Origin of the sequence: Mesorhizobium sp. M0983, from assembly GCF_040318975.1 — a bacterium.
In the GTDB taxonomy this organism is placed as follows: domain Bacteria; phylum Pseudomonadota; class Alphaproteobacteria; order Rhizobiales; family Rhizobiaceae; genus Mesorhizobium.
The window spans coordinates 237,591-259,564 of the sequence record NZ_JAMYNH010000003.1 but is presented as its reverse complement, the minus strand read 5'-3'; the positions used below and the strand labels follow the sequence as shown (position 1 = coordinate 259,564).

The following is a 21,974-nucleotide window of genomic DNA, read 5'->3' as shown; positions in this document are numbered from 1 at the left end:
CTCGAACATGGTTGATGGTTCGTTAACGAAGCCGCGCATAGAGTTGGGCTTCAATGTCTGAAGACTGGAAATCACGAACGGGCTCCTGGCGCGTGCGCTACGGCATCGCAGCGGCGGTGATCGCGGTTTCGCTCGGGATCGCGCGGGCTGAGAACACGCTCGACCTGGCGCCGGACCCGGACCAGAGCCGCGCCGAATACGAAAAGGTATCGAAAGAGATCACGCTGTCGTCCGAGCGGCTGGCCAAGCTCGCCGCCGACATAGCGGCGGTCAAGAAGGACCATGCCTCGATCACCGCGGCACTGATCCAGTCGGCGATGACCGAGCAGAAGCTCGGCCAGGACATCGAGGACATTGGCGGCAAGCTGGAAGGGCTGAAGGCGCAGGAGCAGAAGATACGCGCCTCACTGGCCGCCAGACGTGACGTTCTGGCCGAAGTGCTCGGCGCGCTGCAGCGCATGGGGCTCAATCCGCCGCCGGCGATCCTGGTCAAGCCGGAGGACGCATTGTCGTCGGTGCGCAGCGCCATCCTGCTCGGTGCCGTGGTGCCGGAACTGCGCCAGCAGACCGACATGTTGCTGGCCGATCTCAAAGAGCAGTCGCGGGTGACGGCCTCGATCGAGGCCGAGCGAGCGCGGCTGACGGCAGCGGTCGGCGAGCAGGCGGCGGAAAAAAAGCGGCTCGGCATGCTGCTCGAAGCCAAGCAGAAGCTCGCCGCCGATACGCAAACCGCGCTGGCCGCCGAAAAGCAACGGTCCGCGACGCTGGCGGCCAAGGCCGGCAGCCTGAAAGAGCTGATCGCATCGCTCGAGGCCGACAGGGCCCGCAAGGCGGCGGATGCGGCCAAGGCAGCCGAGCAAAAGACGGTGGACGCCGACAAGGGCCCGGCATCGGCCCCGGCGCCAACGGAACTGGCCTCGCTGCCGGTGCCAGAGAGCAACAGGCTCACCGCTGCTGCGCCGTTTTCCGCGCTTCAAGGGCAGATCGCGCTGCCGGTCACCGGCAGGATCAAGCGGCGCTTCGGGGCCAACGACGGTAACGGCGCGGTGATGCTCGGTGACATGGTTGCGACACAATCGGGAGCCATCGTCACAGCGCCGGCGGATGGAAACGTGCTTTATGCGGGGCCTTTCCGCTCTTACGGTCAACTCTTGATCCTGAATGCGGGTGACGGCTATCATGTCGTCCTAGCGGGGATGAGCAGAATCAGCGTCGCGTCTGGCCAGTCGGTGCTCGCAGGTGAGCCGGTCGGCGCGATGGGAGAGGCCCGGGTGGCGAGCACCTCGGCATCGAAGAATGGAAATGCCACGCCGGAGCTCTATGTCGAGTTCCGCAAGGATGGAAAACCCGTCGATCCGGCCCCATGGTGGGCGGACCGTTTTTCTGGAAGGACGTGAATGATGCGGAAACTGTCGCTTCTGTTTGCCGGTGCGCTGATGGGTGCATCGGCGATGAGCCTGGTCTATGGCGCGCCCGGCTCGACGGCGAAGGCTGCGGGCTCCGAGACCTATAAGCAACTGGCGATCTTCGGCGATATCTTCGAACGGGTGCGGGCGAATTATGTGACGCCGCCCGACGACAAATCGCTGGTTGAAAATGCCATTAACGGCATGCTGTCCTCGCTCGACCCGCACTCCTCCTACATGAATGCCGAAGAAGCGCAGGACATGCGCGTGCAGACCAAGGGCGAGTTCGGCGGCCTCGGCATCGAGGTCACCATGGAGAACGACCTGGTCAAGGTGATCACGCCGATCGACGATACGCCGGCCGCCAAGGCAGGCGTGCTCGCCGGCGACTATATCGCCAAGATCGATGGCGAGGAGGTTCGCGGCCTGACGCTCAACGACGCCGTCGAGAAGATGCGCGGGCTGGTCAACACACCGATCAAGCTCACCATCCTGCGCCAGGGCGCCGACAAGCCGATCGAACTGACGGTCGTGCGCGACATCATCAAGGTCAAGGCGGTGAAGTTCCGGGTCGAAAACGACATCGGCTACATGAAGATCACCTCCTTTACCGAAAAGACCTATGACGACCTCGAGAATGCCATCGACACCATCAAGAAGCAGGTGCCGAACGACAAGCTCAAGGGCTATGTGCTCGACCTGCGCCTCAATCCGGGCGGTTTGCTCGACCAGGCGGTGAGTGTGTCGGATGCCTTCCTCGACCGTGGCGAGATCGTCTCGACGCGCGGCCGCGATCCGAAGGACGTCACCCGCTTCGACGCGCGGGCCGGCGACGACGTCGGCGGCAAGCCGCTGATCGTGCTCGTCAATGGCGGCTCGGCCAGTGCCTCGGAAATCGTCGCCGGCGCGCTGCAGGATCTGCGCCGCGCCACGGTGGTCGGCACGCAGTCCTTCGGCAAGGGTTCGGTGCAGACCATCATTCCGCTTGGCGAGAACGGGGCGCTGCGGTTGACGACGGCGCTCTATTACACACCGTCCGGCAAGTCGATCCAGGGCAAGGGCATCACGCCCGATATCAAGGTCGACCAGCCGCTGCCGGCGGAACTGCAGGGCAGGGACCTGACGCGCGGCGAATCGGACCTCAAGGGCCATATCAAGGGCGCCGACGAAGGCACGACCGGTTCGGGCTCGGCAGCCTATGTGCCGCCGGAACCGAAGGACGATTTGCAGCTCATCTATGCCGAGCAGCTGCTGCGCGGCCAGAAGACCGATCCGGCGTTCCCACCGAATCCGCAGAAGGCCGTGTTGAACCAATAAGGGCAGGCAAGCCGGGCCAAACAGGTCTGGCTGCCTGAGCGAAGCGATGCGATGCTGCCGGGGCCGCGAGGCTCCGGCAGTTTGATTCGGGGCCGCGGCCGGCATGCTGCGCGTCCAGTGAAGCGAGGGGACGCGCCGACATTTTGGATTTGCGCCTCCGGAGGTTTCACTTCGGAGATGCGCGCCGGGGGTGCGGGCTTGGCTGATATCGGCAAGGACATAGAACGACCTCTCGGACAGGCGATCCGGGCGCCGCGCCCAGGCAGCAGGATCAGCGCCGGTGCAGTCGCGGCCGCGCTCGTCGTGCTGGCCGTGGTCGGCGTTTCCGGCGCGATCGCCTTGCGCGACAAGCCGTTCCGCAAGCCGCAAGAAGTCGCCGTTTCGACGCCGAAGATGCCGGCAGCGGCGGATCCCGCCGCGGCGCCGGCCAAGGCGACGCCCGCAACGGAAGCGCCAAGCAACGCAAGCGAACAGAAGACGGGCGAACAAACGACAAGCGGGAAGATGGGCGGTCCGCAGATCATCCATGTCCAGACCGAAGAGGGCGACGGTCCGCCCAAGGCGGCCATTGTCATCCGCGACCCTTCGACGATCGGCCAGAACCTCAGGATCGCGCACATTCCCGACAAGGCGCTGATCGAGGCCAGCGAGACCGGTCCGCTGCCGATCCGCGCCGCCGACGGCCGGCGCCCGTTCGATGTCTATGCGCGGCCGTGGTCCGGCGCACGCGGTGCACGCGTGGCGCTCGTCATCGGCGGGCTTGCCGTGTCGCAGACCGGCACGCAGGCAGCCATCGCCAAGCTGCCGGCGGAAGTGACGCTGGCCTTCGCGCCGCAAGGCAACAGCATCGGCCGCTGGATGCAGGTGGCGCGGCAAGGCGGCCATGAGGTCATCATGCAGGTGCCGCTCGAGCCGTTCGACTATCCGAACGTCAACCCCGGCCGTAACACGCTGACCGTGGCAGCGGCGCCGGACGAGAATTTGAAGAATTTACGCTGGGCGCTGTCGCGAACGACCAACTACACCGGCGTCATGAACTATATGGGCGCCCGCTTTTCGGCCGACGCGACGGCGATGGGGCCGTTGATGGCCGAGCTTGGCAAGCGTGGTCTGGCCTATGTCGACGACGGTTCGTCGGCGCGCAGCCTGGCATCCGAATTGGCGCTGAAGGACGGCGTGCCGTTCGTCGGCGGCGATACGGCGATCGACGCGGTGCAGGACCGCGGCGCCATATTGAAGAAACTGGATGGGCTGGAAGCGACGGCACGGGCGAAAGGCTTTGCCGTCGGCATCGGCTCGGCCTTCGACCTGACAGTCGATACCGTGTCGTCCTGGGTGACCGAGGCCAAGAAGCGCGGCATCGAGATCGTGCCGATTTCGGCGGTGGCCATAGATCCGGAAAAAGGCTGACATGGCAAAGAACAAGCTCGTTGACGCCGAGACACTGCCCTACCGGCCCTGCGTAGGGGTGATGGTCCTCAATGGCGATGGCATGGTCTGGGTCGGCCATCGCATTGCCGAGCCGGACAGCGAATTCGCTGGAACCACGCAGCTCTGGCAGATGCCACAGGGCGGCATAGACGATGGCGAGGAGCCGCTGCCCGCGGCGGAGCGCGAGCTTTACGAAGAGACCGGCATGCGCTCGGTGTCGCTGCTGGCCGAGGCGCCGCACTGGATCAAATACGACCTGCCGGCCCATCTGGTCGGCGTCGCCTTCAAGGGACGATATCGCGGCCAAACGCAGAAATGGTTTGCCTTCCGCTTCCACGGTGACGAAAGCGAGATCGAAATCAATCCGCCGCCGGGTGGCCACAAGGCCGAGTTCGACCGGTGGGCGTGGCGGCCGATGCTGGAACTGCCCGGTCTGATCGTGCCGTTCAAGCGCAAGGTCTACGAAGACGTGGTGGCAGCGTTCCGGCACCTGGTGGCGTAGCCGCCGGCCTTCCGCTAAAACAGGTCGGCATGACCGACATCTCCAGCAAATCCCTTCCGCAGACCGTCTCTCTACCGCAGGCCGGCGCCCCGAGTGAGCCGATCAGCGAAGCGGCGGCGGGGGCGATCCTGACCGTCGATCTTGGCGCCGTCCGTGAGAATTACCGGCGGCTGAAGGCGCGTCTGGGCGGCGTCAGCTGTGCCGGAGTGGTCAAGGCCGACGGTTACGGGATTGGCGCGGCGCCGGTGGCGGCGGCGCTGATGGCTGAAGGCTGTGATATTTTCTTCGTCGCGCATTTGGCCGGCGGCGTCTTGCTGCGCAAGGCGCTCGGCTCAGACCCGGCCATCTACGTGCTGAACGGCATTCCGCCAGGTGCGGAACGGGAAGCGGTTGCGGCGGGGCTTTGCACTGTCGTCAACAGCGCCAGCCAACTTGCGGCATGGCGCGAGATGGCCGGGCGGGTGGGCCATAAATTGCCTGCCGCCGTCCAGGTCGACAGCGGCATGTCGCGGCTCGGCATGGCGCCCGAGGAGGTGAAAGCCATCGCGCAGGATCCGCAGGCTTTCGATGGTGTCGAACTGACCTTCGTGATGAGCCATCTCGCCTGCGCCGACGAACCCGAGCAACCGGCCAACGAGCAGCAACGGCTGGAATTCGAACGGCTGCGCCGGATGCTGCCGGGAGCGCCGGCGTCACTTGCCAATTCATCAGGCATTTTTCTCGGGCAGCGCTATCACTACGACCTCGTTCGTCCGGGTGCCGCTCTCTATGGCATCAATCCGACGCCGGCGAAGGACAACCCGATGCTGCCGGTGGTGCAATTGCAAGCCAAGGTCATCCAGACGCGGATGCTGGAGGCCGGCGCCGGTGTCGGCTACGGCCACACTTTCCACACCAAGGCCCCGCTTGCCGCGGCGACGATTTCGCTCGGCTACGGCGATGGCTGGCATCGACGCGCCGCTTCCGCTGCCTGGTTCGAAAATGTGCGGCTGCCCTTCATCGGCCGGGTTTCGATGGATTCGATCATCCTCGACATTTCCGCATTGCCGCCCGGCAAGCTGAAGGCCGGCGACCTCGTCGAACTGATCGGGCCGTCGTCGCAGACCGTGGACCAGGTAGCCGGCCAGGCCGGCACCATCGGCTATGAGGTCTTGACCAGCCTCGGCCACCGCTTCCACCGGCGCTATGTGAATGGCTAGGACGCAAGCTTGTTGTCCTCACGCATGTCGTTTCCCTCAGCATCGGCACTTGGCGGACGCCGCAGAATCCGGCAGACAGAAGGCGGCGATGATCCCGGACCCGAACCCTGACGAGACGCCGTTGCGGAGAACTAAGCGATGAAGATCTTCGTGCTGGGCGGCGGTGTGATCGGGGTCACCACCGCCTATTTTCTTGCCGAGGCCGGCCATCAGGTGACGGTGATCGACCGCCAGAAAGGCCCGGCGCTGGAAACCAGCTTTGCCAATGCCGGCGAGATCTCGCCCGGCTATGCCTCGCCCTGGGCCGGGCCCGGCGTTCCGCTGAAGGCCGTCAAATGGCTGTTGATGAAGCATGGTCCGCTGGTGGTGCGGCCGGCGCTCGATCCGCATATGTGGATATGGCTGGTCAAGATGCTGCGCAATTGCACGGCTGAACGCTACGCGCTGAACAAGGCGCGCATGGTGCCGCTGGCCGAATACAGCCGCGACACGCTGAAGGCGCTGCGCGAGGCGACCGGCATCGCCTATGACGAGCGCGCCAAGGGTACGCTGCAGCTTTTCCGAACGCAAAAGCAGCTCGATGGCGTCGGCGGCGACGTCGAGGTGCTGAAGACCTATGGCGTCCCTTATGAGGTCCTCGACCCCGACGGCTGCATTGCTGCCGAGCCCGCGCTGGCTGGCGTGCGCGAGAAATTCGTCGGTGGCCTGCGGTTGCCCGGCGACGAAACCGGCGACTGCAAGATGTTCACCGACAGGCTTGCGGAGCTTTGCGCGGCACGCGGCGTCACCTTCGAATACGACACGGAGATACGGCGCGTCGTCAAGAAGCGCGATCGCATCACCAACATCAGCACCAGCAAGGGCTGGATGGTCGCTGACGCCTATGTGATGGCGATGGGCAGCTATTCGGCGCGGTTCATGCGCATGCTGAAGCGGCCCATCCCGGTCTACCCTGTCAAGGGCTATTCGATCACCCTGCCGATCAAGGACGCCGCCGCCGCGCCGGTCTCGACGGTGATGGACGAGAGCTACAAGGTGGCGATCACCCGCCTCGGCGACCGTATCCGGGTCGGCGGCACGGCGGAAATCTCCGGCTTCGACATGCGGCTGCACGAATCGCGGCGCCGCACGCTCGAACATTCGGTCGGCGACCTTTTCGCCGGCGGCGGCGACATGCGGTCGGCCACCTTCTGGTGCGGGCTGCGGCCGATGACGCCGGACGGGCCGCCGCTGATCGGGCGCACCGATTTCTCCAATCTCTATCTCAACACCGGCCACGGCACGCTCGGCTGGACCATGGCCTGCGGCTCGGCCAAGGTTCTGGCCGACATCATCTCCAGCCGGGTGCCAGACATCGACGTCGGCGATCTCGGGCCGGGACGATATGCCAAGTAAGACCCCCAGCAGCTAAGACAGCCAGCGGCCGATAGATCTCACGCGAACAATCCCCGATCCCGTTCGACGGCCTTGGTGATGAAGCTCGCGACGATCTGAACGCGGCGCAGCGGCCTGACCGATTCATGATAGACCAGCCAGTAGGCGCGGCGGATGGGTGCGACGATATCGAGAGGCACCAACTCCGGCATCGAGTGGGCAACGAAGGTGTGCAGTATGCCGATGCCGGCGCCGGAACGCACCGCTTCGGCCTGGCCGAGCGCCGAGGAAATGGCGAAGCTGGTGCGCCAGTCGGCGCTGAATTCGGCCGCGTAGTCGAGCGAGGGACTGACGATCAGGTCCGGCACGTAGCCGATCAGCGTGTGCTGGCCCAGCTCGGCGGCGCTTCCGGGCAGGCCATGCGTGTCGGCGTAGGCCCGCGACGCGAACAGGCCGAGCGTGTAGTCGACCAGCTTTCCCGCCACCAGCCGGCCTTCCGTCGGCCGTTCGACGGTGATGGCAATGTCGGCCTCGCGCCGGGACAAAGAGAAGGAGCGCGGTACCGGCACCAGCTGGATGGTGAGCTCGCGGTGCAGAGCGGTCAGCGCGCCGAGGCGCCTGGCCAGGAAGGCGACGCCAAAACCGTCCGGCGCGCCGATGCGCACGGTGCCCGAAACGTCGTCGCCTTCGCCTGAAACGGTCGAGCGCGCGGCGATCATGTCGCCCTCCATGCGTTCGGCGATTTCGAGGAAACGTTCGCCTGCCGGCGTCAGCTCGCTGCCGGTGGTAAGCCGGCGAAACAGTTTTGTCCTGAATGCATCCTCGAGGGCGGCAATGCGGCGCGAGACGGTCGCGTGATTGAGCTCCAACCGCCTGGCGGCGCCGAGGATCTGGCCGGCGCGCGCCACGGCAAGGAAGATGCGAACGTCATCCCAGTTCATGGGGATGGTCCGTTTCGATAGAGAGCGCCGTGTTCCCGCCCACCCCCCTCTGGCCTGCCGGCCATCTCCCCCGCAAGGGGGGAGATCGGATGTCCGGTCGGCTTTCGCCAATCTCCAACGTCGCAAAAAGGGCGGTAAGGCCGAAGTCGCCAATCTCCCCCCTTGCGGGGGAGATGTCCGGCAGGACAGAGGGGGGTGTGAAGAAACTCAACTCAGCAATCCAAGCGATAGGAGTACACTCCCTACCATTTGCGCCATTTGATGCACAATCGCGCGCCGCTATCTATTTTCTGCACAACGGTTGCGTTTTCACTCGCGTTGCCATCGCTCCCGCAAAGGCGGACAATGCCTCATCACGAACCAAGGAGAGAAACCATGATCGAATACGGTCATTTCATTGGCGGCAAGCGTGTCGCCGGGACCAGCGGCCGCAAGCAGGACGTCATGCAGCCGATGGACGGCACGGTGCGTGGCACGGTGGCGTTGGCTTCGCAGGCGGAATTGCGCGCAGCGGTCGAAAACGCCAAGGCGGCACAGCCCGGCTGGGCGGCGACCAATCCTCAGCGGCGCGTACGCGTCCTGATGCGGTTCCTCGAGCTGGTCGCCAAGGAGTATGACGCGCTGGCCGAGATGTTGGCGCGCGAACACGGCAAGACCATCGCCGACGCCAAGGGCGACATCCAGCGTGGCCTCGAAGTGGTCGAGGTCTGCATCGGTGCGCCGCATATGATGAAGGGCGAGTTCACCGATGGCGCCGGCCCCGGCATCGACGTCTATTCGATGCGCCAGCCGCTCGGCGTCGTCGCCGGCATCACGCCGTTCAATTTTCCAGCGATGATCCCGTTATGGAAGATCGCGCCGGCCATCGCCTGCGGCAATGCCTACATCCTCAAGCCGTCGGAGCGCGATCCGGGCGTGCCGATGCGGATTGCCGAACTGTTCATCGAGGCCGGCCTGCCGGCGGGCATCCTCAATGTCGTCAACGGCGACAAGGAAGTGGTCGACGCCATCCTCGACGATCCCGACATCAAGGCTATCGGTTTCGTCGGCTCGACACCGATCGCCCAGTACATCTATTCGCGCGGCTGCGCGGCCGGCAAGCGCGTGCAGTGCTTCGGCGGCGCCAAGAACCACATGATCATCATGCCCGATGCCGACATGGACCAGACCGTCGACGCGCTGATCGGCGCCGGCTACGGCTCGGCCGGCGAGCGCTGCATGGCGATCTCGGTGGCCGTCCCGGTCGGCAACGACACCGCCAACCGGCTAATGGAAAAACTGGTGCCGCGCGTCGAGAGCCTGAAGGTCGGTCCGTCGACGGATTCTTCCGCCGATTTCGGCCCTCTGGTCACGGCGCAGGCGCTGGAGCGGGTCAAATCCTATGTCGACACCGGCGTCAAGGAAGGCGCCAAGCTGGTGGTCGATGGCCGCGGCTTTTCCATGCAGGGCTACGAGAACGGCTACTATATGGGCGGCTGCCTGTTCGACAACGTGACTGCCGACATGCGCATTTACAAGGAAGAGATCTTTGGGCCGGTGCTGTCGGTGGTGCGCGCGCCGACTTACGAAAACGCCATCAAGCTTGCCAACGAGCACGAGATGGGCAATGGCGTCGCCATCTTCACCCGCGACGGCGATGCGGCGCGGGACTTCGCCTCACGAGTCCAGGTCGGCATGGTCGGCATCAACGTGCCGATCCCGGTGCCGATCGCCTACTATACGTTTGGCGGCTGGAAGGCGTCCTCGTTCGGCGACCTCAACCAGCACGGGCCGGACGCGTTCCGCTTCTACACCAAGACCAAGACTGTGACGTCGCGCTGGCCGTCCGGCGTGAAGGACGGCGCCGAGTTCGTCATCCCGACGATGAATTAGCCGGACGGTTTCCTGTCTGCGCGTCCTCGCTTCGGCTGCGGGCGCGCGGGCCGGTGTGAAGGACGGCGCCGAGTTCGTCATCCCGACGATGAACTGATCCAAATCGCAGAAAGCAAGAAAAGGCCCGGGCTTGGAGCCCGTGCCTTTTTTGTCGCCGTCTTCATCGGCATGAACACGAATGTGATGGAACCAAGAAGGCAGCAATCCTCTTAGGTTGCAGTCCTGCCGCGAAGGAGGAGCTGGCAGATCAACCAACGGCGCTGGTGACGGCTCCGGGGGATATCGTCCGGCGCAAAGGAGATGTCAGATGACACGTCTCATGGCGATCATAGCTTGCGCGGCAACGGCGGCGCTTTCCGCCATCCCGGCAATGGCTGCCGAGCAATGCGCGGCACGCGCCGATATGGTCAAGGCGCTCGGCGAGAAGTTTCATGAAAACCCGAGCGCGGTTGGCGTCGTCAATCCGAATGTGGTGCTTGAAGTCTTCGTTTCCGACAAGGGCACCTGGACCATCCTCGCCAGCGATACAAAAGGTCAAAGCTGCGTGATTTCAGTCGGCGAAGGCTGGGAGAGCGCGATGACGATAGCGGCGCTGCCCGGTACCTGAAGTAGGCCTTTCCTATTCACCTGGCCGCAGCCTCGGCACGACAGCCGGGCTGCGGCCCTGTTCTCGGCGACCTTGAAACGGATCTCCCCGCGCCCACTTGAGGCGCGCACGGCTTGCTATTTTTCGTTAGCGATACCATATATGGAACATAGCGAGAACATCCAGAATCGTTCCCGCTGGCGGCAGACCGGAACACGGAAAGGAGCGACGCGATGATGACGTCGGAACCGGCCTGGATCGCTCCGGCAAAATGAGGCCGTCAATCACCTCCCTTTGCCGGATCGTGATGGCAAAGGAGGTGCCCTATGGCACGCAAATCGCTGTTAGGATGGGTGAAGACCGTAGCTTTTGCTGGCTTATTCGCGGTGGGTACGAATGCCGCAAGCGCCCAATATCAATACTGCGTTGAACATGGCGACCTCGTCGCCCACCTGGCCGAGAATTTCCAGGAAAGACAGTTTGCTCTCGGACTGATCGGTCAGGAGGCGGTCATGGAAGTTTTTGTCGCCGATAGCGGAAGCTGGACGGTCATCGTGACCGACGTCGCCGGCAGAAGCTGCATTGTCGCAGCCGGCGAAAATTGGGAAAGCGTGGACGCCCTGCCCGGCCAAAACTCATGAGGGAGCGGGCGGCGTCAGCGCGTAGCAGCTGCCTCAGCGTGGCCGCGCAGCAACGCCATCAGCCGCTTGGCGTCCTTGGCCGCGGCCTCTTCGTCGCCGGCGAGGATCGAGCGGATCAATGCGACATGGTGCTCGGCGGATTCGGCCAAGCCGGTATCGGCCTTGTAGCGGAACCAGAAGCGGCGGCTGTGGGTTTGCAAGGGCGCCGCCAGGCGCGCCGCGAACGGGTTGTCTGCAGCCAGCGCCAGCGCCTCATCAAGCGCCTTGTCGGCTTGGATGAAGCAAAGAACATTTTCCGAAATCACGGCCTTTTGCATGGCCAGCGCTGCGTCATGAAACAGGTCGGCGGCCTCGCGGGTGACGAAGCGGGCGGCCGAGCGGGCAAGCACGACCTCGACGCCGCGGCGGGCGTCGAGGACGCGCAGCCAGTCGCCAGGGTGAAGCGGGGCAATGGCAATGCCGGCACGCGGCCGGACCTCGAGCAGCCCCTCCCAGGCCAGCCGCTGGATCGCTTCGCGCACCGGGGTGCGGCCGAGGCCGAGCCTGTCGATCAGCGCCCCCTCGGTGATGAAGCTCGCGGGCGCCAATTCGAGCGTCACGATCATATGCTCGAGCCTGCGGTAGGCCTTCGCAGTCGCCGGCTCGGAGCCTGGGTTGTCATATACCAATGCGGCGTCTCCTGATATATTTTTGATATATCATATCAGATTCAACGTTGACAGCCGGCGTCTTAAGAAATATACGACTGATATATCAGATGGAGCGACCGACATGTGGGCCGGAGTTTTCCCCGCCGTTACGACCAAATTCACCGAGGATGATCGCCTCGACCATGCCGAGATGGAGCGCTGCTTTGCGCTGCAGATGGAGGCCGGCTGCGACGGCATCATCGTCTGTGGCTCGCTTGGCGAAGGACCGATGCTGTCGCATGACGAAAAGATCGAGGTGCTGAAGACCGCGCAGAAGATCGCCGGCAACAAACCGGTGCTGTTGACGGTCAACGAAGCCGGCACACGCGAGGCGGCGACGATCGCGCGCCGCGCCGCAAAAGAAGGCGCCAACGGTTTGATGGTGGTGCCGAGCCCGATCTACCATACCAATACCGAGGAGACGGTCGCGGCACTCAGCGCCGTCGCCGCGGCCGGCGACCTGCCGGTGATGATCTATTCCAACCGGCTTGCCTACCGCGTCGACGTCACTGTCGACCAGATGGAGGAACTGGCGAAGGACCAGCGCTTCGTTGCCATCAAGGAGTCCTCCGACGACATCCGCCGCTCGACCGAGATCATCAACCGCCTCGGCGACCGCTATGACCTGTTCACCGGCGTCGACAATCTTGCCTTCGAGGCGCTGTCGGTCGGCGCCATTGGCTGGGTGGCGGGCCTGGTCACCGCGTTCCCGCGCGAGACAGTCGCCATCTATCAATTGATGAGACAGGGCCGCCGCGAGGAGGCGTTGAAAATCTACCGCTGGTTCCGGCCGCTGCTCGACCTCGACGTCTCGACCTATCTGGTGCAGAACATCAAGCTCGCGGAGGTCTTCGCCATCGATACCAATGACCGGGTGCGCATGCCGCGTCAGCCGTTGGCGGGCGAGCGGCGCAAGGCTGTCGAAAAGACCGTCAGGGACGCGCTGGCGGTGCGGCCAGAGCTGCCGGCATTCTGATCCAGTCCCTTCGAGGGTATTTGCAGATGTGCAGCGCGGCGCATGGCAATGAATGATAATGCTACGCTCGATGTTGCCATCATTGGTGGCGGCATTATCGGCATCTGCGCCGCCGGCTTTCTGGCCGAGGCGGGGCGAAACGTCACGATTTTCGATCGGACGGGGATCTGCGAGGAAACCAGCTCCGGCAATGCCGCTGCCTTGGCGTTCTCCGATGTGCTGCCGCTGGCTCACAAGGGCATGATCAGGCAGTTGCCGAAATGGCTCGCCGACCCGCTAGGCCCGCTCAGCATTCCGCCCGCCTATCTGCCGAAGCTGTTGCCCTGGCTGGTCCGCTTCTGGCGGGCCGGCCGAAGCGACCGCTATGAAGCCGGCCTTGCCGCGCAGGCTGGGATGATGAAGCTCGCCGAGGCGGAATGGATGGGCTTGCTCGACCGTTCCGGCACACGGCCGATGCTGCACGAGGACGGCTCGCTCGAACTCTACGAAAGCGAGGCCGAGTTCAAGGCGTCGCTGCCCGGCTGGGCGGCAAGGCAGCGCTTCGGCATCGGCTTCAACCATGTCGAAGGCAGCGCTCTCGCCGCCTTGCAGCCCGGCCTGTCGCCGCGCTTCGCCAGGGGCACGTTCGTGCCGGGGTGGAAGACCGTCGCCGACCCCAAGCTGCTTGGAAAGGCCTTATGGGCCTATGCCGAGAGGTTGGGCGCGGGGTTCGAAAAGGCCCGGATCGAGCGTATCGAGGCGGGACAGGGCGACGCGATCCTGACCATGGCCGACGGTACGACGCGTCGGGCAAAGCATGTCGTCATCGCTGCCGGGGCCTGGTCGCATCTGCTGGCAAGACATCTCGGCGACGGCATCCCGCTGGAGACCGAGCGTGGCTACAACACGACGCTGCCGAAGACTGCGTTCGACGTAAAGCGGCAATTGATCTTCTCCGGGCATGGCTTTGTCATCACGCCGCTCGAGACCGGCCTTCGCGTCGGTGGCGCGGTCGAGCTCGGCGGCCTCGAAAGGCCGCCCAATTATGCGCGCTCGAAAGCACTGCTCGAAAAGGCGCAAAAATTCCTGCCAGGGCTGGATCCGGCCAATGGCCGCGAATGGATGGGGTTCCGGCCGTCGCTGCCGGATTCGTTGTCGGTGATCGGGCGGTCGCAAAAAACGCCGTCGGTGGTGTATGGCTTCGGCCATGGTCATCTCGGCCTGACCCAGGCCGCGGCGACCGGACGCTTGATCCGTGAGCTCGTTCTCGGGCAGGGTCCATCGCTCGATCTCGGTCCGTTCAGTCCGCAACGGTTTTGAGATCGAAGACATTCAGTTGGGAGCCGGCATGGCCAAGAATTCCTTCTTCTGCATAGACGGCCACACCTGCGGCAATCCGGTGCGGCTGGTCGCCGGCGGCGGACCGCTGCTCAACGGCTCGACGATGATGGAGCGGCGAGCGCATTTCCTGGCCGAATATGACTGGATCCGCACCGGGCTGATGTTCGAGCCGCGCGGCCATGACGTGATGTCCGGCTCGATCCTCTATCCGCCGACGCGCGAGGATTGCGACATCGCCATCCTGTTCATCGAAACCTCCGGCTGTCTGCCGATGTGCGGCCACGGCACAATCGGCACTGTGACCTTTGCCGTCGAACATGGGCTGATCAAGCCGAAGACGCCGGGCGTGCTCAGGCTGGATACGCCGGCGGGCCTGGTCGTCGCCGAGTACAAGCAGGTCGGCGACTATGTCGAGGAGGTGCGCATCACCAATGTGCCGTCCTTCCTCTATGCCGAGGGACTGACGGTCGAATGCCCCGGGCTCGGCGAGATCAGCGTCGATGTCGCCTATGGCGGCAATTTCTACGCCATCGTCGAACCGCAAACGAACTATCGCGACATGGCCGACCATTCGGCGGGCGAGCTGATCGCCTGGAGCCCGGTGGTGCGGCAGCGGCTCAACGAGAAATATTCCTTCGTCCACCCGGAGAATCCCGGCATCGACAAGCTGTCGCACATATTGTGGACCGGTGCGCCGACCAACCCGCAAGCCGATGCCCGCAACGCCGTCTTCTACGGCGACAAGGCGATCGACCGCTCGCCCTGCGGCACCGGCACCTCGGCGCGGATGGCGCAGCTTCACGCCAAGGGCAAGCTTGGGGTTGGCGACGACTTCGTCCATGAATCGATCATCGGCTCGCTGTTCAAGGGCAGGGTGGAAAAAGAGGTCACCGTCGCCGGCAAGCCGGCGATCATTCCGTCGATCGGCGGCTGGGCACGGATGACCGGATTGAACACGATCTTCATCGACGACCGCGACCCGTTCGCGCACGGCTTCGTCGTCAAATAGAAAAAACGCTGACGCAGGGGAAGAAAGAGAGCGTAAACGGATTGCGATCAACGACGCAACGATCCCGCTCATCAACTTATTTTGACGGCGATTTCTTCGAAACGAGGCGCATGGTGCGGTTGAATCGTCAAAGACATTGCGTTAGGCCAATGGTAGGGTCCGCGATGGTCCAGGGGCCGGACGGGAATAAAACGGGCAATCGGACGGCGTGCGGCGAAAACACGCATAGCCATCGAAAAATCACGTTGCAATCCGGGCTCGAAACTTTACGACTAGGGGAAATACGAAAAGGAATGCGTCTGCATGGGCGACATTCCAGGGGAGCCACGACAGCATGCAGTATTTTGTCCAGCAGCTTATCAATGGGCTGACGCTGGGATCGATCTATGGGCTGATAGCGATCGGCTATACGATGGTCTACGGCATCATCGGCATGATCAATTTTGCCCATGGCGACATCTTCATGGTCGGGGCATTCACCGCCCTCATCGTTTTCCTCATTCTCGGCGCATTGTTCTATTCCTTGCCGGTGGTGATCGCGCTGCTGATCATGATGATCGTCGCGATGCTGCTGACCAGCCTGTATAATTGGACGATCGAGAAGGTGGCCTACCGGCCTTTGCGCGGTTCGTTCCGGCTGGCCCCGCTGATCACCGCGATCGGCATGTCGATCGCCCTGTCGAACTTCGTCCAGGTGACGCAAGGGCCGCGCAACAAGCCGATCCCGCCGATGGTGTCCACGGTCTACAACATCGAGGGCATCAGCGTATCGCTGAAGCAGATCATCATCGTCATCGTCACCGCGCTGCTGCTGGCGCTGTTCTGGTATTTGGTCAACAAGACCTCACTGGGCCGGGCGCAAAGGGCATGCGAGCAGGACCGCAAGATGGCGGCGTTGCTTGGCATCGACGTCGACCGCACCATCTCGATCACCTTCGTCATGGGTGCGGCCCTTGCTGCCGTCGCCGGCACGCTGTTCCTGATGTATTACGGCGTCATCGCCTTCTCCGACGGTTTCACGCCCGGCGTGAAGGCGTTCACCGCGGCGGTGCTCGGCGGCATCGGCTCGCTGCCCGGCGCCGTGCTCGGCGGGCTGATGATCGGCTTCATCGAAAGCATGTGGTCGGCTTATTTCTCGATCGACTACAAGGACGTCGCCGCCTTCTCCATCCTGGCGATCGTCCTGATCTTCCTGCCTTCCGGCATATTGGGCCGGCCAGAAGTCGAAAAGGTCTGAGGTCATGGCGGTCACTGTATCTCCGGAGCGCGGCGTCGTCGCCACCCCAGTGCAACGCGCCACGCGCGAGGCGCTTTATGCTGGTGCCATCGCGCTCGGCCTGTTCGTGCTGTTCATCGGCCTGCGGACCGATCAGAACATCTCCAACGAGCTGATCCTCGTACAGCGCTGGGGCCTGCTCGCCGCCGTGGTGATCGCCACCATGCTCGGCCGCTTTCTCTACGTTGCCTACGGCCAGCCCTTCCTGGCCAACCAGAAGATTGCCGACATCGCCACCGGGCTGTTGCCGGAAAGCGTGGCGACGCGGTTCTTCCGGTTGCCGTATTTCATTGCTGCCGTCGTCGTAGTGGCTGTGCTGGCGCTGCTGGCCGGCTCGCTCGATGGTTTGCTGGGGCCGGGTCTCGCCGGTTATGCGCGCTTCGCGCGGGCGCTGGCGATCATCTATGCGCTGGCCTCGGTGCTGTTCTATTTCCGCACCTTCATCCTCGCCCATTTCTCGGCGTTGGGCATAACCGCACTGGCGCTCTACCCGATCATCGTCGTGGCGGTGCTTGCCGTGTACGCAGGGTCGATGGCCGGCGGGTTCCAGGGTTCACTGAAATGGGTCGACAATTTCGGCATCCAGATCCTGATCTATGTGATGCTGGCCTGGGGGCTGAACATCGTCGTCGGCCTCGCCGGCCTGCTCGATCTCGGCTACGTCGCCTTCTACGCGGTCGGCGCCTATGCCTATGCGCTGCTCGGCACGCATTTTGGCCTGTCGTTCTGGATCCTGCTGCCCGCCGCCGGCGCCATGGCCGCCTTCTGGGGGGTATTGCTCGGGTTTCCGGTGCTGCGTCTGCGCGGCGATTATCTGGCGATCGTGACGCTTGCCTTCGGCGAGATCATTCGTCTCGTGCTGATCAATTGGCGCGAGGTTACGAACGGCTCGGCCGGCATCTCCGGCATCCCCAAGGTCACCTTTTTCGGCCTGATGACGTTCAACGTTTCGGATCCGAATTATATCGCCAAGGTGTTGGATATCGCCACATCGAGCGCCTACTACAAGATATTCCTCTACTATCTGATCCTGGGGCTCTGCCTGCTCACCGCCTTCGTCACGATAAGGCTAAGGCGCATGCCTGTCGGCCGCGCCTGGGAAGCGCTGCGCGAGGATGAGATCGCCTGCCGCTCGCTCGGCATCAACACCACCACCACCAAGCTCACTGCCTTTGCCACCGGCGCCATGTTCGGCGGCTTCGCCGGCTCGTTCTTCGCGGCACGGCAAGGTTTCGTCAGCCCCGAATCCTTCATCTTCCTGGAGTCGGCCATCATTCTGGCTATGGTCGTGCTTGGCGGCATGGGTTCGCTGGTTGGCATCGCCGTCGCCGCCATGGTGATGATCGGCGGCACGGAGGTGCTGCGCGAACTCGATTTCCTGAAGCAGGTCTTCGGCCCCGACTTCACCCCGGAACTCTACCGCATGCTTTTATTCGGCATGGCCATGGTCATCGTCATGCTGTGGAAGCCGCGCGGCTTCGTCGGCAGCCGTGAACCGACAGCCTTCCTCAAGAAGAGCAAGGCCGTATCCGGCTCCTTCACCAAGGAAGGCCACGGCTGATGAGTGATACGAACCCATCTCCCATGAACGATGCCATCCTGCAGGTCGACCATCTGTCGATGAAATTCGGCGGTCTGGTCGCCATCGGCGATCTCTCCTTCCAGGCCAAGCGCGGCGAGATCACCGCGCTGATCGGACCGAACGGCGCCGGCAAGACCACGGTGTTCAATTGCATCACCGGTTTCTACAAACCGTCGGAAGGCATGCTCACGCTCAATAGGCGCGACGGCTCGAGCTATCTGCTCGAACGCCTGCCGAACCATGAAATCCCGGCACGCGCCAAGGTGGCGCGCACCTTTCAGAACATCCGCCTGTTCTCGGGCATGACGCTGCTCGAGAACCTGCTGGTAGCCCAGCACAACAAGCTGATGAAGGCGTCCGGCTACACCGTGCTCGGCCTGTTCGGCTTCAGCGGCTACCGGAAGGCATCGGCCGAGTCGGTCGAACTGGCCAGGCACTGGCTGGAGAAGGCCGATCTCGTCGACCGTGCCGACGACCCGGCCGGCGACCTGCCCTATGGCGCGCAACGACGCCTCGAGATCGCGCGGGCGATGTGCACGGGTCCGGAGTTGCTCTGCCTCGACGAGCCGGCTGCCGGCCTCAATCCGAAAGAATCAATGGCGCTCAACGCGCTGCTGATGGACATCAAAGACAACACCGGCACCTCGATCCTGCTGATCGAGCACGACATGGCGGTGGTCATGCAGATTTCCGACCACGTCGTGGTGCTCGAATACGGGCGCAAGATATCGGACGGCAGCCCGCATTCGGTACGCACGGACCCGCGCGTCATCGCTGCCTATCTCGGCGTCGAAGACGAGGAAGTCGAGACGGTACTGACCGAAGTCGGCGACGAGGACGTCATCGAGCAATTGGACACCGGTCCCGATTCCGCGCACGGCCCAGGCACATCGTCTTCGTATCTCGCCGGACCGGTGACCGATACGATCGGCCACAGCGAGGGCGAGCGCGTGACCGTGTCGAAAGGCGCCTCGAAAGCCGGGCAGTTCGATGCAAAGTCGAGTGCCGCGGCAAGCAAGGCAGCAGCGCAAGCCGCCGCTCCCCCGGCCAAGGCGGAACCCGCTGCAGCTAAGCCGACCGCGAAACCCTCCACGGCTAAGGCGCCGGCCAAGTCGAAGGTCGCGGGCGTTTCGAACCGGCTCACAGCGCCACGTGGCGGCGAGGCCGACAATCTGACCCGCATCAAGGGCATCGGCACGGTCAACGAGAAGAAGCTTAACCAGCACGGCATCTTCCATTTCGACCAGATCGCGGCATGGAAGAAAGCCGACGTCGCGGCCGTCGAGGCCTATCTCGCCTTCGACGGACGCATCGCCCGTGAGGACTGGGTTGGTCAGGCCAAGCTTCTCGCCGCCGGCAAGGAGACGGAATTTTCGCGCCGCGTCGACGCCGGGAAAGTGGAAACGAGCCACGCTTCCGGGAAAACTGCGAAAACAGTTGCCGGCAAGACTGCTGCCGCACCTGCGGGCAAGCGCGGAGGGCGCAAGTGATGGCCGGCACAACGCTGCTCGATATCAAAGGCGTCCAGACCTACTACGGCAACATCAGGGCGCTGAACGGTGTCGACGTCACCGTCAGGCAGGGCGAGATCGTGGCGCTGATCGGCGCCAACGGCGCCGGCAAGTCGACGCTGATGATGACCATTTTTGGTGCTCCGCGGGCCCGGGCGGGCACGATCACCTTCGCCGGCACCGATATTACCCAGATGCCAACGCATGAGATCGCGCGCATGCGGATCGCCCAGTCGCCGGAGGGCCGGCGCATCTTCCCGCGCATGACGGTGATGGAAAACCTGCAGATGGGCGCCAGCCTCGACGGCCTCAAGCATTACGACGAGGACGTCGAGAAGGTGTTCACGCTGTTTCCGCGCCTGAAGGAACGCATCGCCCAGCGCGGCGGCACCCTGTCGGGCGGCGAACAGCAGATGCTGTCGATCGGGCGTGCGCTGATGGCACGGCCGAAGCTGCTCCTGCTCGACGAGCCGTCGCTCGGCCTGGCGCCGCTGATCGTGAAGCAGATCTTCGACGCCATCCGCGAGTTGAACCGGACCCAAGGGCTGACAGTGTTCCTGGTCGAGCAGAACGCCTTCGGCGCGCTGAAGCTCGCGACGCGCGGCTATGTCATGGTCAACGGCAATGTGACGATGAGCGGCACCGGCAAGGAGCTGCTCGCCAATCCGGAAGTGCGCGCCGCCTATCTCGAAGGCGGCCACCACTGAGTTCAGGAGACTTCATCATGCAGGGCATTCTCTACGAGGAACCCTCGATCTGGCAGTTCTTCTTCGTCACCTGCCTGCTCGGCGGCTGGGCGGCATGGATGACCGGCAAGGCCAGCGCCCAGACATGGCGCAGCTTCCTCCAATTGTTCGCCTACATGCTCGGCCTTGGCATTGGCGTAAGGTTCATTCATCACGCGCTGTTCGGCGGCACGATGTTCTCGCTGCATTACTATATCGTGGATACGATCGTACTGATGATATTGGGCTTCATCGGCTATCAATACACGCGCACAAACCAGATGGTGACACAGTATAATTGGCTCTATGAAAGAGCATCGGTTTTGAGCTGGAAGCCGAAAGGTTGACGTTCATGATTAACGCCGTTTCGGGGATGAATCGGCGTGACAAGTGCCTGAAAATCGGCAAAGTACGTTTTCTGCGAGTAAAAGTGGGCATCGCATGAAAGCATCATCCAACGCCCACTCCGTAAATGGGAGCGTTTTACATGAAAAAATCACTTTTGTCCGCCGTCGCCCTGACCGCGCTGATCGCGTTCAGCGGCAGCGCGTGGGCTGACGTCCTGGTTGGCGTCGCCGGTCCGATCACCGGTCCGAATGCCGCCTTCGGCGCGCAGCTGCAGAAGGGTGCCGAACAGGCCGTCGCCGACATCAATGCGGCCGGTGGCATCAATGGCGAGCAGATCAAGCTCTCGGTCGGCGACGACGTCTCCGATCCGAAGCAGGGCATCTCGGTCGCCAACAAGTTCGTCGGCGACGGCGTCAAGTTCGTGGTTGGCCACTTCAACTCGGGCGTCTCGATCCCGGCGTCGGAAGTCTACGCGGAAAACGGCATCCTCGAGATCACGCCGGCCGCGACCAATCCGAAGTTCACCGAACGCGGCATGTGGAACACGTTCCGCACCTGCGGACGTGACGACCAGCAGGGCAGCATCGCCGGCGCCTATCTCGCGGCGAACTTCAAGGATGCCAAGATCGCGGTCATCCACGACAAGACGACCTACGGCCAGGGCCTTGCCGATGAGACCAAGAAGGCGATGAACGCAGCCGGCCTGACGGAAGTCATGTACGAAGGCGTCAATGTCGGCGACAAGGACTTCTCGGCGCTGATCGCCAAGATGAAGGAAGCCGGCGTTTCCATCATCTATTGGGGTGGCCTGCACACCGAAGCCGGCCTGATCATCCGCCAGGCGGCTGACCAGGGCCTCAAGGCGACGCTGGTTTCCGGCGACGGCATCGTGTCGAACGAGCTGGCCTCGATCGCTGGCGACGCAGTTGCGGGCACGCTGAACACGTTCGGCCCGGATCCGCGTCTGATCCCGACGAACAAGGAACTCGTCGAGAAGTTCCGCGCGCAGGGCTTCGAACCGGAGGCCTACACGCTTTACTCCTACGCCGCCATGCAGGCGATCGCCGAAGCAGCCACCGTTGCCAAGTCGAACGACCCGCAGGAAGTTGCCAAGGCGCTGCATGAGAAGGGTCCGTTCAAGACCGTTCTGGGCGACCTCTCCTATGACGCGAAGGGCGATCCGACGTTGCCCGGCTACGTCATGTACGAGTGGAAGAAGGGCGACGACGGCAAGTACACCTACATCCAGAAGATGTAAGCCTGTCGACG

General features: G+C 63.6%; 20 protein-coding genes. 18 read left to right on the top strand and 2 right to left on the bottom strand.

All coding sequences use genetic code 11. The features are described 5' to 3' along the window. The first annotated feature begins 53 nt into the window (after nucleotides 1-53). From NKH71_RS07790 to NKH71_RS07765, 6 genes are all read left to right on the top strand, one after another. Nucleotides 54-1,397, top strand: a complete 1,344-nt coding sequence (locus NKH71_RS07790) for a murein hydrolase activator EnvC family protein (protein WP_352815013.1) — start codon at nucleotides 54-56, stop codon at nucleotides 1,395-1,397. Then, nucleotides 1,398-2,723, top strand: a complete 1,326-nt coding sequence (locus tag NKH71_RS07785) for a S41 family peptidase (RefSeq protein WP_352494138.1) — start codon at nucleotides 1,398-1,400, stop codon at nucleotides 2,721-2,723. It abuts the gene before it with no gap. Nucleotides 2,724-2,921: 198 nt separating this feature from the next. Continuing rightward, nucleotides 2,922-4,133, top strand: a complete 1,212-nt coding sequence (locus NKH71_RS07780) for a divergent polysaccharide deacetylase family protein (protein WP_352494139.1) — start codon at nucleotides 2,922-2,924, stop codon at nucleotides 4,131-4,133. 1 nt (nucleotide 4,134) lies between these two features. Beyond that, nucleotides 4,135-4,656 (top strand): RNA pyrophosphohydrolase, encoded by a 522-nt coding sequence (locus NKH71_RS07775; RefSeq protein ID WP_352480951.1) that lies wholly within the window; start codon nucleotides 4,135-4,137, stop codon nucleotides 4,654-4,656. 29 nt (nucleotides 4,657-4,685) lie between these two features. After that, nucleotides 4,686-5,855, top strand: a complete 1,170-nt coding sequence (alr, locus tag NKH71_RS07770; RefSeq protein ID WP_352787932.1) for an alanine racemase — start codon at nucleotides 4,686-4,688, stop codon at nucleotides 5,853-5,855. Nucleotides 5,856-5,993: 138 nt separating this feature from the next. Beyond that, the gene (locus NKH71_RS07765) at nucleotides 5,994-7,250 is read left to right on the top strand and encodes a D-amino acid dehydrogenase (RefSeq protein WP_352494141.1); all 1,257 of its coding nucleotides are present in this window, start codon (nucleotides 5,994-5,996) and stop codon (nucleotides 7,248-7,250) included. 38 nt (nucleotides 7,251-7,288) lie between these two features. On the opposite strand, the gene NKH71_RS07760 is transcribed toward NKH71_RS07765, so the two are convergent. Continuing rightward, the gene (locus NKH71_RS07760) at nucleotides 7,289-8,170 is read right to left on the bottom strand and encodes a LysR family transcriptional regulator (RefSeq protein WP_352480948.1); all 882 of its coding nucleotides are present in this window, start codon (nucleotides 8,168-8,170) and stop codon (nucleotides 7,289-7,291) included. Nucleotides 8,171-8,545: 375 nt separating this feature from the next. Here NKH71_RS07760 and NKH71_RS07755 point away from each other — a divergent pair, with 375 nt between their 5' ends. The 3 genes from NKH71_RS07755 to NKH71_RS07745 all read left to right on the top strand — a co-directional run bounded on the left by NKH71_RS07755 (nucleotide 8,546) and on the right by NKH71_RS07745 (nucleotide 11,269). Then, entirely contained in the window at nucleotides 8,546-10,042 is a 1,497-nt protein-coding gene (locus NKH71_RS07755) for a CoA-acylating methylmalonate-semialdehyde dehydrogenase (protein WP_352588226.1), read from the top strand. Between the two features lie 307 nt (nucleotides 10,043-10,349). Beyond that, nucleotides 10,350-10,649, top strand: a complete 300-nt coding sequence (locus NKH71_RS07750; RefSeq protein WP_023719666.1) for a hypothetical protein — start codon at nucleotides 10,350-10,352, stop codon at nucleotides 10,647-10,649. Between the two features lie 305 nt (nucleotides 10,650-10,954). Then, nucleotides 10,955-11,269 (top strand): hypothetical protein, encoded by a 315-nt coding sequence (locus NKH71_RS07745; protein WP_023719665.1) that lies wholly within the window; start codon nucleotides 10,955-10,957, stop codon nucleotides 11,267-11,269. A gap of 14 nt (nucleotides 11,270-11,283) precedes the next feature. On the opposite strand, the gene NKH71_RS07740 is transcribed toward NKH71_RS07745, so the two are convergent. Continuing rightward, the gene (locus tag NKH71_RS07740) at nucleotides 11,284-11,937 is read right to left on the bottom strand and encodes a GntR family transcriptional regulator (RefSeq protein ID WP_023719664.1); all 654 of its coding nucleotides are present in this window, start codon (nucleotides 11,935-11,937) and stop codon (nucleotides 11,284-11,286) included. Between the two features lie 103 nt (nucleotides 11,938-12,040). On the opposite strand from NKH71_RS07740, the gene NKH71_RS07735 reads away from it, so the two are divergent. The 9 genes from NKH71_RS07735 to NKH71_RS07695 all read left to right on the top strand — a co-directional run bounded on the left by NKH71_RS07735 (nucleotide 12,041) and on the right by NKH71_RS07695 (nucleotide 21,963). Continuing rightward, entirely contained in the window at nucleotides 12,041-12,934 is an 894-nt protein-coding gene (locus NKH71_RS07735) for a dihydrodipicolinate synthase family protein (RefSeq protein ID WP_352494143.1), read from the top strand. A gap of 48 nt (nucleotides 12,935-12,982) precedes the next feature. Next, complete coding sequence (locus NKH71_RS07730) at nucleotides 12,983-14,233, top strand: NAD(P)/FAD-dependent oxidoreductase (RefSeq protein ID WP_352494144.1); 1,251 nt, start codon at nucleotides 12,983-12,985, stop codon at nucleotides 14,231-14,233. A 28-nt stretch (nucleotides 14,234-14,261) separates the two neighbouring features. Further along, nucleotides 14,262-15,263, top strand: coding sequence for a 4-hydroxyproline epimerase (locus NKH71_RS07725; protein ID WP_023719661.1), 1,002 nt, complete (start codon nucleotides 14,262-14,264; stop codon nucleotides 15,261-15,263). Nucleotides 15,264-15,597: 334 nt separating this feature from the next. Further along, a complete protein-coding gene (locus NKH71_RS07720) occupies nucleotides 15,598-16,500 on the top strand; it encodes a branched-chain amino acid ABC transporter permease (protein WP_023719660.1) in 903 nt (300 codons plus the stop codon). 4 nt (nucleotides 16,501-16,504) lie between these two features. Then, complete coding sequence (livM, locus tag NKH71_RS07715; protein ID WP_352480943.1) at nucleotides 16,505-18,100, top strand: high-affinity branched-chain amino acid ABC transporter permease LivM; 1,596 nt, start codon at nucleotides 16,505-16,507, stop codon at nucleotides 18,098-18,100. Beyond that, nucleotides 18,100-19,611 (top strand): ATP-binding cassette domain-containing protein, encoded by a 1,512-nt coding sequence (locus NKH71_RS07710; RefSeq protein WP_023719658.1) that lies wholly within the window; start codon nucleotides 18,100-18,102, stop codon nucleotides 19,609-19,611. Before livM ends, NKH71_RS07710 begins: the two co-directional genes overlap by 1 nt. After that, on the top strand, nucleotides 19,611-20,339 hold the full coding sequence (locus NKH71_RS07705) for an ABC transporter ATP-binding protein (RefSeq protein ID WP_023719657.1): 729 nt from the start codon (nucleotides 19,611-19,613) through the stop codon (nucleotides 20,337-20,339). The genes NKH71_RS07710 and NKH71_RS07705 overlap by 1 nt, the downstream gene beginning before the upstream one ends. A 17-nt stretch (nucleotides 20,340-20,356) precedes the next feature. Further along, nucleotides 20,357-20,704 carry a DUF6867 family protein gene (locus NKH71_RS07700; RefSeq protein ID WP_023719656.1) on the top strand — a complete coding sequence of 116 codons (348 nt, stop codon included), beginning with the start codon at nucleotides 20,357-20,359 and terminating at the stop codon, nucleotides 20,702-20,704. Nucleotides 20,705-20,844: 140 nt separating this feature from the next. Continuing rightward, a complete protein-coding gene (locus tag NKH71_RS07695; RefSeq protein WP_023719655.1) occupies nucleotides 20,845-21,963 on the top strand; it encodes a branched-chain amino acid ABC transporter substrate-binding protein in 1,119 nt (372 codons plus the stop codon). The last annotated feature ends 11 nt before the right edge of the window (nucleotides 21,964-21,974 follow it).

What these genes read in the sequence shown, in the direction of transcription:
- NKH71_RS07790 (WP_352815013.1), top strand. Translation starts at nt 54, where the DNA reads ATGTCTGAAGACTGGAAATCACGAACGGGCTCCTGGCGCGTGCGCTAC.
- NKH71_RS07785 (WP_352494138.1), top strand. Translation starts at nt 1,398, where the DNA reads ATGATGCGGAAACTGTCGCTTCTGTTTGCCGGTGCGCTGATGGGTGCA.
- NKH71_RS07775 (WP_352480951.1), top strand. Translation starts at nt 4,135, where the DNA reads ATGGCAAAGAACAAGCTCGTTGACGCCGAGACACTGCCCTACCGGCCC.
- alr (WP_352787932.1), top strand. Translation starts at nt 4,686, where the DNA reads ATGACCGACATCTCCAGCAAATCCCTTCCGCAGACCGTCTCTCTACCG.
- NKH71_RS07765 (WP_352494141.1), top strand. Translation starts at nt 5,994, where the DNA reads ATGAAGATCTTCGTGCTGGGCGGCGGTGTGATCGGGGTCACCACCGCC.
- NKH71_RS07760 (WP_352480948.1), bottom strand. Translation starts at nt 8,170, where the DNA reads ATGAACTGGGATGACGTTCGCATCTTCCTTGCCGTGGCGCGCGCCGGC.
- NKH71_RS07755 (WP_352588226.1), top strand. Translation starts at nt 8,546, where the DNA reads ATGATCGAATACGGTCATTTCATTGGCGGCAAGCGTGTCGCCGGGACC.
- NKH71_RS07750 (WP_023719666.1), top strand. Translation starts at nt 10,350, where the DNA reads ATGACACGTCTCATGGCGATCATAGCTTGCGCGGCAACGGCGGCGCTT.
- NKH71_RS07745 (WP_023719665.1), top strand. Translation starts at nt 10,955, where the DNA reads ATGGCACGCAAATCGCTGTTAGGATGGGTGAAGACCGTAGCTTTTGCT.
- NKH71_RS07735 (WP_352494143.1), top strand. Translation starts at nt 12,041, where the DNA reads ATGTGGGCCGGAGTTTTCCCCGCCGTTACGACCAAATTCACCGAGGAT.
- NKH71_RS07730 (WP_352494144.1), top strand. Translation starts at nt 12,983, where the DNA reads ATGAATGATAATGCTACGCTCGATGTTGCCATCATTGGTGGCGGCATT.
- NKH71_RS07725 (WP_023719661.1), top strand. Translation starts at nt 14,262, where the DNA reads ATGGCCAAGAATTCCTTCTTCTGCATAGACGGCCACACCTGCGGCAAT.
- NKH71_RS07720 (WP_023719660.1), top strand. Translation starts at nt 15,598, where the DNA reads ATGCAGTATTTTGTCCAGCAGCTTATCAATGGGCTGACGCTGGGATCG.
- livM (WP_352480943.1), top strand. Translation starts at nt 16,505, where the DNA reads ATGGCGGTCACTGTATCTCCGGAGCGCGGCGTCGTCGCCACCCCAGTG.
- NKH71_RS07710 (WP_023719658.1), top strand. Translation starts at nt 18,100, where the DNA reads ATGAGTGATACGAACCCATCTCCCATGAACGATGCCATCCTGCAGGTC.
- NKH71_RS07705 (WP_023719657.1), top strand. Translation starts at nt 19,611, where the DNA reads ATGGCCGGCACAACGCTGCTCGATATCAAAGGCGTCCAGACCTACTAC.
- NKH71_RS07700 (WP_023719656.1), top strand. Translation starts at nt 20,357, where the DNA reads ATGCAGGGCATTCTCTACGAGGAACCCTCGATCTGGCAGTTCTTCTTC.
- NKH71_RS07695 (WP_023719655.1), top strand. Translation starts at nt 20,845, where the DNA reads ATGAAAAAATCACTTTTGTCCGCCGTCGCCCTGACCGCGCTGATCGCG.